Origin of the sequence: endosymbiont of Galathealinum brachiosum (genome assembly GCA_003349885.1) — a bacterium.
Lineage (GTDB): Bacteria > Pseudomonadota > Gammaproteobacteria > SZUA-229 > SZUA-229 > SZUA-229.
In genome coordinates this window covers 600,640-613,864 of the sequence record QFXC01000013.1, presented here as the reverse complement: position 1 = coordinate 613,864, position 13,225 = coordinate 600,640, and the positions used below count along the sequence as shown (strand labels likewise).

The 13,225-nt window shown below is 40.8% G+C and carries 15 protein-coding genes; 1 reads left to right on the top strand and 14 read right to left on the bottom strand.

Annotated features, from left to right (window positions below; translation table 11 throughout):
- Complete coding sequence (locus DIZ80_15700; GenBank protein RDH81521.1) at positions 1–453, top strand: hypothetical protein; 453 nt, start codon at positions 1–3, stop codon at positions 451–453.
- 10 nt (positions 454–463) lie between these two features.
- Here the strand turns inward: DIZ80_15700 and DIZ80_15695 are convergent, their stop codons facing one another.
- From DIZ80_15695 to DIZ80_15630, 14 genes are all read right to left on the bottom strand, one after another.
- Positions 464–700 carry an ATP-binding protein gene (locus tag DIZ80_15695; GenBank protein RDH81520.1) on the bottom strand — a complete coding sequence of 79 codons (237 nt, stop codon included), beginning with the start codon at positions 698–700 and terminating at the stop codon, positions 464–466.
- Between the two features lie 305 nt (positions 701–1,005).
- Entirely contained in the window at positions 1,006–1,608 is a 603-nt protein-coding gene (locus tag DIZ80_15690; GenBank protein RDH81519.1) for a hypothetical protein, read from the bottom strand.
- Between the two features lie 89 nt (positions 1,609–1,697).
- Positions 1,698–3,182, bottom strand: coding sequence for an FMN-binding glutamate synthase family protein (locus DIZ80_15685; GenBank protein RDH81518.1), 1,485 nt, complete (start codon positions 3,180–3,182; stop codon positions 1,698–1,700).
- A gap of 233 nt (positions 3,183–3,415) precedes the next feature.
- On the bottom strand, positions 3,416–3,814 hold the full coding sequence (locus DIZ80_15680) for a hypothetical protein (GenBank protein RDH81517.1): 399 nt from the start codon (positions 3,812–3,814) through the stop codon (positions 3,416–3,418).
- 197 nt (positions 3,815–4,011) lie between these two features.
- Positions 4,012–4,431, bottom strand: a complete 420-nt coding sequence (locus tag DIZ80_15675) for a DUF1841 domain-containing protein (protein RDH81516.1) — start codon at positions 4,429–4,431, stop codon at positions 4,012–4,014.
- A gap of 9 nt (positions 4,432–4,440) precedes the next feature.
- Positions 4,441–5,076 (bottom strand): endonuclease III, encoded by a 636-nt coding sequence (gene nth / locus DIZ80_15670; protein ID RDH81515.1) that lies wholly within the window; start codon positions 5,074–5,076, stop codon positions 4,441–4,443.
- A gap of 12 nt (positions 5,077–5,088) precedes the next feature.
- Entirely contained in the window at positions 5,089–5,784 is a 696-nt protein-coding gene (locus tag DIZ80_15665; GenBank protein RDH81514.1) for an electron transport complex subunit RsxE, read from the bottom strand.
- A 1-nt stretch (position 5,785) separates the two neighbouring features.
- A complete protein-coding gene (locus tag DIZ80_15660) occupies positions 5,786–6,478 on the bottom strand; it encodes an electron transport complex subunit RsxG (protein RDH81718.1) in 693 nt (230 codons plus the stop codon).
- A 7-nt stretch (positions 6,479–6,485) separates the two neighbouring features.
- Positions 6,486–7,571 carry an electron transport complex subunit RsxD gene (locus DIZ80_15655; protein ID RDH81513.1) on the bottom strand — a complete coding sequence of 362 codons (1,086 nt, stop codon included), beginning with the start codon at positions 7,569–7,571 and terminating at the stop codon, positions 6,486–6,488.
- A gap of 53 nt (positions 7,572–7,624) precedes the next feature.
- On the bottom strand, positions 7,625–9,223 hold the full coding sequence (locus DIZ80_15650; GenBank protein RDH81512.1) for an electron transport complex subunit RsxC: 1,599 nt from the start codon (positions 9,221–9,223) through the stop codon (positions 7,625–7,627).
- Positions 9,224–9,274: 51 nt separating this feature from the next.
- Positions 9,275–9,835, bottom strand: coding sequence for an electron transport complex subunit RsxB (locus DIZ80_15645; GenBank protein RDH81511.1), 561 nt, complete (start codon positions 9,833–9,835; stop codon positions 9,275–9,277).
- Positions 9,836–9,840: 5 nt separating this feature from the next.
- Positions 9,841–10,419 carry an electron transport complex subunit RsxA gene (locus DIZ80_15640; protein RDH81717.1) on the bottom strand — a complete coding sequence of 193 codons (579 nt, stop codon included), beginning with the start codon at positions 10,417–10,419 and terminating at the stop codon, positions 9,841–9,843.
- Positions 10,420–10,908: 489 nt separating this feature from the next.
- Entirely contained in the window at positions 10,909–11,832 is a 924-nt protein-coding gene (locus DIZ80_15635; GenBank protein ID RDH81510.1) for a hypothetical protein, read from the bottom strand.
- Positions 11,833–11,940: 108 nt separating this feature from the next.
- Complete coding sequence (locus DIZ80_15630) at positions 11,941–13,209, bottom strand: phosphoribosylamine--glycine ligase (protein ID RDH81509.1); 1,269 nt, start codon at positions 13,207–13,209, stop codon at positions 11,941–11,943.
- Between the last annotated feature and the right edge of the window lie 16 nt (positions 13,210–13,225).

The following is a 13,225-nucleotide window of genomic DNA, read 5'->3' as shown; positions in this document are numbered from 1 at the left end:
ATGAATAATCAGAACTCATCATTTTCGGACCCCTATGTAAAACGGTTTAAGGAAGGTCGATTTGAATCATTAATGCGTTGGGAGCAGCTAGAAAAGTTCTGGGAAACACTGCGCCCGCAGATAGATGACAGTTGGTATATTTATGCTGTCGGTGAAACTGCACCTGCTATGCCCAGTAGTAAAGAAAGCGTGCTTAGTTTTATAACTGAAATAGATCAGTTACTTCAAAAAGAGCATGAAGAAAGATACTGCGGTATTGTTTATGCGGATAACCATCAATGTCCGGATTTTATTAAAATATTTGATCCAAATAATCTGGGAGTGAGCTGTGGTTTTAGTGAAAATCCGCCATTACCTGGCTGGGTTATGTCTAAAATGAAACCGGTTAATTTACAGGACGCACTCCAACCTGCCAACAACCGGCGTCGTTGGTGGCAAAAAATCTTTGCTTAACTTTTAACGGTTATAAAAAACCAACTAACTCTGCATGTAGGCCGTAATTATTAACTGCATGTAACAGGGTTTTCGGACTTGTTGCATCCCGGTCATATTCAACAATCATCAAGTGTGGTTGTGTACCGTGGTAACCTAAGCCAATCACACCCGTTTGATCCCGCATCTGTGACTCTAGAATCAGCTGTTCTTTCTGGTTCAGGTCTTCATCAATATGCAGCATAATATCTGACATATGAATATCCATAACACCCTCCTTATTAGCTAGAATACGCTCCTTTATTTTAAAAATTAATGGTGCAAAAATCAAAGAAAATTAATTGATGAGCTTAGCTGCTGATAAGGGGGATTGATGAGGGAAAGGTCTCTGTCTGTTATGGCGTATATCCACATGGGACAGTCCGCTGCTTTTTAGCGCCCTGTCCCATGGGGTGATTCCGATCAGATTGGCAGAGCGATGAACGACTCCGTACAGCTTTTGGTGGCCTTAATAAGGGGACGGAGATCAAAAAACGAGTTCCATCCCCGATGGAGATGTTCCTTAAAAGTGCTTTAGTTCATAAACCGTTTATGCAGTAAGTGATCAACGCTTAATTTACCAGCACCCAGATAAACCAGAGCAAGTAACATAATGAAATAAGTTGTCGCAAACTCAATACCGTTGTTGAGTATAACCAGACTGCCATTTTCGGTTAACCAGCTGTAATTCGCATTTTCCTGCAAAATTGATTTAGCTCTATCAAGCTTGTCAATGGCTGCAATCGTTCGGTCACTTGCAAAGAAACCGGAGCCTTCTGCAATAGCTAACCAGCCATTTTCCCAGTGAACACTGACTGCTGCGATAAACATTGTGAACATAAGAGGGATCGATATCCAGCGAACAGAAATTCCAAAGAATAAAAAGATAGCACCGATAATCTCAGTGAAGGTCGCAAGGTAGGCCATTAAACCGGGAAGAGGCATACCTAAACCCCAGTCCGGGTTTCCAAACCAGGCAATTGTATCTTCCATGCTAGCGAGTTTTTTTGTGCCAGCCATCCAGAAAATGGGTACCAGGTAAAGCCGTAATAATAACGGAGCAATAAAATCGAGTAATCTTATTTTCTCAAGAAAGAAAGCATGTGTGTCTGCCATCATGTCGATTAACTTGTTCATAAGGGGGGGCCTTTTAAAAAAAATTATTATGTTACATTGACTGATAGTCATAGAGTAAGTTCATATTTGTTTCCATGTACCTATCAGGGTTATTCACCAGGATATAACTCTGATAAGGATTTGGAATTGCCACTTGCCTGAACAATTCTTGCATGATCACGATTAAATTCTCTGGGTGATTTCACGCCGCAGGAGTGCCCGATAACGCCAACTTCATGAATTATATTTTTAATATAATGTGTCACACGCCAGGATTTTTGGGTATAAACCAGACCTCGCTGTAATTTTATATTATGAGTAGTAATTCCAGTAGGGCAGGCATTTTTATCACATTGTAGAGCCTGAATACAACCGAGAGCAAACATAAAACCGCGAGCGGTAACAATGAAATCTGCTCCCATGCATAATGCCCATGCAACTTCTGCTGGTGTGATTAATTTACCAGAGGCAATGACCTTTGTGCGCTCACGTAGACCGTGAGCTTTTAATTTATCAATTACTAGAGGCAGGCTTTCCTGGATTGGCAGGCCTACGTAATCTATCAGGCTCATAGGTGCTGCACCTGTTCCACCAGTTGAACTATCAACTGTAATGAAATCTGGTGCATACTCTAAACCACGTTCCTGTATTTTTTTACATAATTCATCAATCCATCCATAGGCACCAATAACAACTTTAAAGCCAACAGGTTTTCCCGTGACGTTACGAATGCGATAAATCATATCCAGTAAGTCATCGTTAGAGTTGATATCTGTATGGCGGTTAGGGCTGATTGAATCTTCACCTTCTGGAATACCTCGAATAGCGGCTATTTCTGCGGTGACCTTATCTCCGGGAAGTATGCCGCCTTTACCTGGTTTCGCACCCTGACTAAGTTTGATCTCAAACATTTTTACCTGGTCAATTGCCGCCATTTCTTTTAGTTTTTCATCGGATAAATTTCCTTCTTTATCTCGAACGCCATATTTAGCGGTACCGATCTGAAAAACAATATCTGCACCACCTTCAAGGTGATAGGGAGATAAACCGCCTTCACCCGTATTCATCCAGGCCCCTGCTTTTTTTGCGCCATGAGATAATGAAATGACAGCAGGTTTTGAAAGTGCGCCAAAACTCATGCCTGAAATATTAAAAATAGATGAAGTTGTATAGGGTTGTGTACAGTTCTCACCAATGGTTACCGGTTTGGGTTTGACAGCATCTTTTCCCAGAGTCGGAAATGGACAGTTAACAAAAATAACGGTGCCAGCAGGTTTTAAGTCACGGGTTGAACCAAAAGCTACAGTATTACTGATGTTTTTAGCTGCGCGATAAACCCAGGAGCGTTCAGCACGGTTAAAGGGTAACTCTTCCCGGTCCATAGTAAAAAAATACTGACGAAAGAAAGTTCCCAGATGTTCAAACCAGTACCTGAAACGACCTATAACAGGGTAGTTACGACGAATTGCATGTACAGTCTGGTTACGGTCAATAATATAAATAACAATTATAAAAATGACAGCAACGCCGATGGAAGTTACAAATAATATGGCAAGAACTTGCAGAAAGTCGTGTACGAAAGGGATTTCAGTCATATTTGTTCAACTAATTTATTTTGTTGTATACATAAAATAGCAGTAATTATTAGAGTTTGCTGTATTAGTTGTGGTGATTGTTTTCAGATTTTACAATTTTTATTTAGCTAAATAAGATAAGTAGTTATTAGAATATGAAACGGTTCTGTAATAAAAAAGGCCCCGAAGTGTCGGGGCCTTTTTTATTATCGAATACTGAAAGTCAGAATTCGTGTGTGCTTATGTATTAGCTATTATTTGCCGCCACATTTGCCTTCGCCGCACTTAGACTTTTTCTTGTCGCTGCCGCCGCATTTGCCTTCGCCACACTTAGATTTTTTCTTGTCGCTGCCGCCGCATTTGCCTTCGCCACACTTAGATTCTTTCTTGTCGCTGCCGCCGCATTTGCCTTCGCCACACTTAGATTTTTTCTTGTCGCTACCGCCGCATTTGCCTTCGCCACACTTAGATTTTTTCTTGTCGCTACCGCCACATTTACCTTCACCACATTTGCCTTCTGCAACAGTGATCTGGTCAGCATCTATGCTGCTCATACCGAATGGATTTTCCGCTGCGTTTGTAATTGGGCTAAATGCCATTACAAATAAAAAGCTTAATGCTGCAATAAGAGATTTGTTGAATAATTTAGTCATCTTTTTTATACCTTCTGGGTTGGTTTCAGTGCCTGAGTCTATCCTGATTCATTCCGAATTGACATAAGATTAGTCTCAGGGATTATCTACAAGTTCACATTTTTTAACTTTGAGTAAACTTAGACACTGAATTTAATCCAAGTTCCTTAATATGTCTAAATTTTAGTTTATATAAGAAAAACCGAATATAACAACGGTTATATTTGTAATAATTTTTTAAGAGATAACAGATACTTTGCTTCGTCAGGTGGTGTATTGTTTGCCTGTGATGACCACATTGCTTCAGCAAGGCATTCAATCATACTGTGTTCAGCATCATGGGCTGAACCTTTTATTTTAATCAGTCGTTGATAAATATCGGTAATACCCTGAGGTCGGTTGGTTGCCAGTTGTTCCCTTAGTCCTAAATGTAATCCCATATGTAAAAAAGGGTTAGTCTCCCCTGATTCAGGTAGAAAGTCTTTATCTAACTGAAGTACAAAGTCGTGATATTCCGGATGTTCTTTTATGACATCGGTTATCTGTATTTCCAGCGGGGTTAAAATTGTCTGTTGCTGGAATTTCTCCCATGCAGTTTTATACATTTTTCTTAGCTGATTTCTATCATTACCAAACATCAGGGAGCCCTAATCAATATTCTTCTGTTTAAATTCGCAAAGGTCTTCAATTATACATGAGCCGCAGCGAGGTTTACGTGCAATACAGGTATATCGCCCATGTAAAATAAGCCAGTGATGGGCATTCAGCATATATTCTTCAGGTATAAACTTAAGTAATTTTTTTTCCACCTCCAGAACATTTTTTCCCGGTGCGATTTTTGTTCGATTTGAAACCCGAAAGATATGGGTATCTACAGCCATAGTAGGATGACCAAAAGCAGTGTTACGAACAACATTAGCTGTTTTTCTGCCAACACCCGCCAGGGCTTCAAGTGCTTGTTGATCATCAGGCACTTCTGAATTGTGGAGCTCGATTAGCATCTTGCAGGTTTTTATAATATTTGTGGCTTTGGTGTTATATAAACCAATTGTTTTTATGTGTTTTTTTAAACCGCTTTCACCTAGCTTTAATATTTTTTCTGGTGTATTTGCAATAGCAAATAATTTTCTGGTGGCTTTATTTACGCCTTTGTCTGTTGATTGAGCCGATAAAGCAACCGCCACCAGTAACTCAAATGGTGATGTGTATTCCAGCTCTGTTTTGGGTTCAGGGTCTTCCGCCTGTAGTCGTGAAAATATTTCACTGCGTTTCAGTTTATTCATTTTCAGTCGCGATTAAACAGAAACTTCAGTTGCAGAAATTGTCTGAGATGCGCTAAGTGTCTTTTTCTTCTTATTTCGATTATCGATGACATTTTTTAGTGCAATAATTAAACCCATACCAATAAATGCGCCCGGGGGAAGAATAGCTAATAAAAAGCCTGAGTAATCTTCAACAAATACCCATGTCCAGTTACGTGCGCTTTCACCGAACATTAGATGTGCATTACTAAAAAATGTGCCATAGCCGAGTATTTCTCTGATAGCGCCCAGTGTAACCAGTACCAGTGTGAACCCAAATCCCATCATAAGGCCATCAACTATAGAAGGTAATAGTCTGTTTTTAGATGCGAATGCTTCAGCTCTGGCGAGAATGCCGCAGTTGGTGACGATTAATGGAATGAAAATACCCAGTACAGTATACAGTTCGTATAACCAGGCATTCATGGATAACTCTATCGCGGTGACTACCGATGCAATGACCAGAACGAAAACGGGTACTCGCACTTCTGGTCGTACCAGATGACGGATGAGGGAGACAACAGCATTGGATATAATCAGCGTTAACATGGTTGCCATGCCTAACCCCAGACCATTTATCACTGTACCTGTTACCGCAAGTAAAGGGCAGAGACCTAACAGTTGTACCAGTGCAACATTATTGTTCCACAGTCCATTTTTACTGATCTCGTTATAGTTGTCGTCATTCACGTTATGCGTTCACTTCGTTTATATGTAGGTTTATCTGACTTTTTTCTGTGTCGTTAGTTTTGTTCTCAGGTGTTGGTGATGGTGTCTGTGATTCATACTGTGCCAGTAATTCTTTTTTATGCCTGTCAAAGTATACCAGACATAAATGTACAGCCTGAACGACTGCTCGAGGTGTAATTGTAGCACCGGTAAACTGATCAAATACACCGCCATCGCGTTTAACTTTCCATTGTTTTTCCGCGGGTGAATGTAAAGATTTTCCATTAAAAGCATATACCCAGTCGCTTTTTTCAGTTTCCATTGCATCACCTAGCCCAGGAGTCTCTTTATGGCTTACGATTCGAACGCCTGCCAGTGTTCCGTCTATATTAATGCCCACTAGCATTTTAATTTCACCGCTATAACCTTTTGGTGCAATGACTGAAAAAATCATTGCACTGACTTCGTTCTGGCGTTTAGCTATATAAATGGTAGAAGTTTTATCCTGGCCTAATCGATGATCTGCTTCGATGTTAATGGTCGTATGTAATAGATCATTGTCGTATTTTTCACTGGGTAATATCTGATTAAGTTTTCTTAGCAGGGCAAGGCGTTCATTATCAGCAATCTGTTCAGACGTTGCCTGAAAAGTGATACCGACAAGAGTTGTACCAATAACGGCAAACAGGCCGAGTATTAATCCGCTGACTAAAATATAACGTTTATTGCTCATCATCATCTACTTTATGGTGATGTGGAAATTCTGTCCAGCTATGACCAAAAGCCCGGGGCATAGTGTAATAATCAAGTAATGGCACAGCCATATTCATCAAGAGGACTGCAAAGGCGATACCGTCCGGGTAAGCGCCCCATGTGCGAATAATAAAAATAAATATGCCAATGCCTGCACCATAAAGCCAACGTCCTTTTGTTGTGGTTGAAGCGGTTATAGGATCAGTTGCAATAAAAAAGGCAGCTAACATAATGCCACCACTAAATAAATGGAAAGTAGGTGGAGTAAATGAAGCGTAATCGTAAAGCGCAAATGTATTTGATAAAACTAAAAGCGCAATAATCAGTCCAGCGGGAATGCGCCAGTCTATAATGTTTTTTAACGCAAGATATAATCCTGTCGCCAGAAATAATCCATTAACCCACTCCCACCCAAAACCACCGACCGAGCCAAACATCGGGCCATAGATTTTATGATTTTCAATTTCATTAATACTTAGTTCAAGACCTAATTGAGTTTTTACCGTATCCAGAGGTGTTGCCATAGTAATAGCATCCCAGGTATAGGTGAGTGGTAAATTTCCACCAAAAATAATATTTAACGTTTCAGTAAATGTAAGTTGGGTATAAGTCTCTAACAAAGGTGGAACCCATTGAGTCATTTCGCGAGGAAAGGAAATGATAACAACCACATAACCTACCATTGCAGGGTTGAAGGGGTTGAATCCCAGACCTCCAAATAAATGCTTGGCAAAAATTATTGCAAACAATGTACCGATAACGGTTAACCACCAGGGTGCTAACTGCGGTAGAGCAAGTGCAAGCAAGCATGCGGTAAGTAGTGCACTACCATCTGTAATATAAGGTTTTATCGGGCGTTTTCGTATCCATAACATTAATGCCTCAGCAGATAATGCAACCACAGAAGCAAGAATAATATTTATTAATACACCCCAGCCAAAGAAAAGAATCATAGCAATTGTGCCAGGAACCATAGCTAGCAAAACTTTAAACATTAAAGTCTGAATGCTGTTTTGCTGTGCTATGTGTGGTGAGCTGGCAGTTTTAAATAGCATTGTATTTTCCGAAAGTTATTAAGTTTTGATTGCTCAAAAAGTCACGCCAGTTATTACTTCTCATGAATGTTCTCTTTGCTTGCAAGTTTCGCCGCTTTTTTATCCTGTACCCGTTTCATGGCTGCTTCAATAGCTGCTTTTTTCGGGTCAACTTCATTGTCACCTTCTTCTTTTTTTGCAGCTGCTTCTGCCATTTTTTTCTTTTCGAGTAATTCTTTTTTCTTGCGTAACTTTTCTGCGCGTTCTATCTTTTCTCTGTCAAGGCGAGCCTGTTTAAAGTCATGGCGAACACGGGCGTGGTCGGATTTAATTTTGTCCCGTTCCTGATTCCATATTTCTGTTTTTGCAAATCGATAATATTGAACCAGTGGAATCTGGCTAGGGCAGACCTGAGCGCAACATCCGCATTCAATGCAGTCAAATAAATGGTAATCCTGCACAAGATCGAAATTTTTTGAACTGGCCATCCAGAAAAGTTGCTGAGGTAAAAGTTGTGCAGGGCAAACAGCTGCGCAGGCACCACAACGAATGCATGGCATGGTCGCGGGTGTTTCTATTGGTGTATTTTCTACCAGAATACAGTTACTGCCTTTAATAACAGGTAAGTGATCTGTCTGTAGGGTGAAGCCCATCATTGGTCCACCCATAATCAACTTACTGGCATCTTCATGGTAGCCACCGGATTGCTCGATTAATTCAGATATAAATGTACCGAATAATACTTCCATATTTTGTGGTTGATTTACACCATCACCAGTAATCGTAACAATGCGTGATATAAGTGGCTCACCACGAACAACTGCATTATGAACTGCGACTGCTGTACCGACATTTTGTACTAGTAAACCAATATCTGAAGGAAAGCCATCACTGGGTACTTCTTTTTGAGTAAGTACTTTAATTAACTGTTTTTCACCACCGGTAGGGTAGAGTGTTGGTATGCGCACTACCTCGATGGTATGTAATGCTTTTTCTTTTATAACAGTTTCAATGGCTGTTATTGCTTCGGGCTTATTATCCTCAATTGCGATCAGGCAATGTGTGGCCGAGATAATATACTGGATAATTTCACAGCCAGAAATAAGCTCATTCGCATATTCTCGCATCTGCATATCATCGCAACTGATATAAGGTTCACATTCAGCTCCGTTAATAATCAGTGTTTCAATATGGGCTCCCGGACCCTGATTTACTTTTACTGCGGTAGGAAAAGCAGCACCGCCTAAACCCACAATACCTGCATTACGTATTATCTGGCGTAATTCAGAGGGTGATTTTGTGTTTGGGTAAAGCGTTGTTTCCAGTTCGACCCATTTGTCTTCACCATCAGGTTCTATTACTACACACAGTGTATTCAAACCAGAAGGGTGAGGTGCAGGAAATTTATCAATGTCGATAATTGTGCCGGATGTAGGTGCATGAATTGGCGCACTTATGTATTCAGTGCTTTCTGTAACGGGTTGTCCTTTTAATACCCTGTCACCGATGGTTACCAGTAACTGACCAGCTTCACCAATATGCTGTTGCACTGGCAATACCAGACGTTTGGGCATATTGGCTTTAACAATTGGTGCGCTGGTCGACATTGCTTTATTGCTGTCGAGTTTCAAGCCACCGTGAAAATGCCAGAGCTGTTGAGAAGATCGCGTCATGTTTAGAATTTAATCACTATTGTCTTTTTACTTTTTAAATTAATTATAAGTTCATGCTTTGGGTGTTGTGTCATCGGATTCAGGTAATGACCAGCGCCAGGTATCCAGTTCGGGTTTAACTGTTTTTATATGAATACAATCAACCGGGCAGGGAGGGATGCATAAATCACAACCCGTACATTCAGCTTCTATAATAGTATGCATTTGCTTGGCAGCGCCTAATATGGCATCAACCGGGCATGCCTGAATACATAATGTGCAACCTATACAGGTTTGCTCATCAACATAAACAACTGTTTTTTCGGGATCACTCGCAAGTTCCTCGTCAAGTGCAACAGGTTCTACACCTAATAGCTCGGATAGTGCAAGCATCGTGACCTCTCCGCCAGGAGGGCACTGATTAATATTCGCTTCACCACTGCCGATAGCCTCTGCATAGGGGCGGCATCCGGGGAATGTACATTGACCACATTGTGTCTGAGGCAGTAGTGCATCTATTTTATCAACAATGGGGTCACCTTCTACGTGAAATTTGACCGAGGTATAACCCAGCAAAATACCGAATAAAAGCGAAATAATGGCCAGTGTGATAACAGCAACAAGTATCGACATTAAATTTAATTCACCAGACCAATAAAGCCCATAAAGGCCAGTGACATTATACCAGCAGTAATCATAGCAATTGCGGTGCCCTGAAAGGCTTCGGGCACATCGGCAACCGCTATACGTTCACGTATACCGGAAAAGAGTATTAATACCATTGAGAAACCAACAGAAGCACCAAAACCGTAAAAAACCGATTGAAGAAAACCGTGTTGTTCCTGTGTATTGAGCAGAGCAACACCGAGTACAGCGCAGTTGGTGGTAATTAAAGGCAGGAAAATGCCCAGTACGTTATAGAGTACCGGACTGGTTTTATGTACGACCATTTCAGTAAATTGCACAACAACGGCAATCACCAGAATAAACATAATAGTGCGTAAGTAGACAATATCGAGGGGTAACAGAATATACTGGTTAACCAGATAACTGCATATAGATGAAAGTGTAAGCACAAAAGTGGTTGCCAGAGCCATGCCTATAGCGGTTTCGAGCTTACGTGAAACCCCCATAAACGGGCACAGACCGAGAAATTTCACTAATACGAAATTGTTTACCCATATAGTACTGATTAAGATTAGTGCGTATTCAGTCATATCCATTCATATTCTTAGTAATGAAAGGGCTCAGTTGATCATTTAGATCAGGAGTACTGATTAAGATTAGTGCGTATTCAGTCATATCCATTCATATTCTTAGTAATGAAAGGGCTCAGTTGATCATTTAAATATATATTATTTAAGCCATAGAGATAAGAGTTTACCTTAATACACAGCCCTTGGGGGCTGATAAATATAAATATAGGGAATTACTGATATAGAGCATAAAAGGGGGTTTGTATATATTCGGCTTAAATATTCAAGTAGCAGATAAAAGGTCTTGCCTTTAATGGTAGAAGCATGCGTTAATGATCGTCTTTCCCGCTAAGTGATGCCTCTGTGGTTGTGGCATCGGTTCCTCAGGAAACGCTTAAAATCGGGTCAAACATTTTAAACTAGCGTGGAAATCCGTAATGTTCGGAGCCGGCTCTAAGCCGGCTTTTTTTATGCCTGTATAAAATGTAAATTTTAACCATCAGGTTGTAACTACTCTGTCTGAGTTCTACAAAGCTCAGGTCTGAACTCATTCTTTAGTGTTCCTTTCAGGCAATTCCAGACAATTCGTCCTTTTAATGTATGGGGAGTGAAAATTAGTGTCTGTTCTTCACCGTCTAATGCCTGGGCACGTAAAACAACAGTGATGGTTGAGCTTTCTCCCACAGTGACTGATTTTAATGTCTGGTTACTGATCTGTTTGTCCAGCCCCGCATCAATATTTTGATTGGGCCAGAAATTTGTTTTGAGAATAAATTCAGTCACCGCGTTACGAGTATCATAAGCCAGCATAAGATCTTTTTCGATTTTCTTTTGTCTGGCGTATTGCTGGTAGAACGGGTAAGCGATAGCTGCACAAATAATGAATATAATAAATATTATGCCCGCTTTTATTAATGTTGCTTTGGTTTTGTTTCTCTTTAGTTCTTCCGGGTCATAACCACAGTGAAGGCAAGCTGAATTTGCACTTGCCCGGATTGTTCCACAGTCAGGGCAGAAGTTGGCCGGGTCAATGTCTTTAATAACATCCTGTGTGTCGGGTGTGTTTTTATCTGCAGGCCCATCGGCAAGGCTCAGGCTTGCGTGCTCGCTATGCAGAGGTGTGATTTCGGGTCGAGTTATATCGGTGAGTGGTTTTGCCTGTGCGCTGGTTTTTACTTCTTCAATTTCGGGTAATGCGCTTTCTTCTTCAGTTATTATTTCATCGATACGGCAATTTACACCGACAGAAGAAATTGCCTTGTGAAATTTTTCAGCAGTTGTTTTATCGGTTTGTTTTTTTATTATAAAAGATTCTTTCTGTAGAATTTGCAGGGCTTTTTCTGGGGAAATTTTAAATAGTTTGGCTAGTTGGCCAGCCAATGATTCAGACGTTTGCGTTTGAAGAATAGTGACGTTAAATTTTTTATTATCCATATAAATGATCCATTTAAATTCTCTTCTTTTTTAATTATTTTGAAGCGACTTTTTATTCGAGGACAAATCTTGTTTTTTTAAGCTCTGTCCCCGATGGGTCAGGTGTTATTAAATTGCCTTAAAGCCGATATCTTTACGATAATATACTTTATCCCAGTGTATTTTTTCAACAATTTCATATGCGGCTTTCTGTGCTTCTGCGACAGTATTCCCCATGCCACATGCACATAATACGCGTCCGCCATTGGTTATAATCTGTCCGTCTTTAATTGCGGAGCCTGCATGAAATACTTTAGATTTGTGGGTGTCCAGGCCTTCAAGGCCACTAATAACGTCACCTTTATTGTAGCTTTCGGGATAACCACCCGCAGCGAGTACAACTCCTAAAGCATACTGTGAGTCCCAACGAGTACTTTGCTGATCCAGTTTGCCATCAACGGCTGCAAGACATAATTCAACCAGATCAGATTGTAAGCGCATCATAATCGGTTGAGTTTCAGGGTCACCAAAACGGACATTGTATTCCAGAACTTTTGGTTTATTATTTTCAATCATTAAACCTGCATATAAAAAACCGGTAAATGAATGGCCTTCTTTTGCCATGCCGTCCACCGTCGGGCGAATAACTTCATCAATGACTGTCTGGTGAATTTCATCAGTTACCAGAGGAGCGGGTGAGTAAGCGCCCATGCCACCGGTATTTGGCCCTGTGTCGCCTTCATCACGTGCTTTATGATCTTGTGACGTTGCCATAGGTAATATATTTTTGCCGTCGATCATGCAGATGAAACTGGCTTCTTCACCGGTTAAAAATTCTTCAATTACGACTCGTGCACCTGCATCACCAAAGCTATTGCCCGACAACATATCTTTAACCGCATCAATGGCTTCATCTTCGGTTTGCGCAAGAATAACGCCTTTACCTGCAGCCAGACCATCCGCCTTAATTACAATAGGCGCACCCTGTTGTTTTATGTAAGTAATAGCTTCGGCTTCATCAGTGAAGTTACCGTAAGCAGCAGTGGGGATATTATTTCGAGCAAGAAAATCTTTAGTGAATGCTTTGGAGCCTTCAAGTTGTGCTGCGCCACGAGTTGGGCCAAATATTTTTAAACCTGCCGCCTGAAAACTATCAACAACACCATTTACCAGAGGTGCCTCAGGGCCAACAATGGTCAGGGCTATTTCGTTTTGCATCGCAAACTGTTTTAGCGCATCAATATCTTCAGCATTGATATCAATATTTTTTACTTTATCTTCATGGGCTGTGCCCGCATTACCAGGTGCAACGAAAACAGTTTTAACGTCTTCAGACTGAGCAGCCTTCCAGGCCAGAGCGTGTTCGCGACCACCGCCGCCTATGATAAGTATATTCATGTTTTTCTCTTTTGAC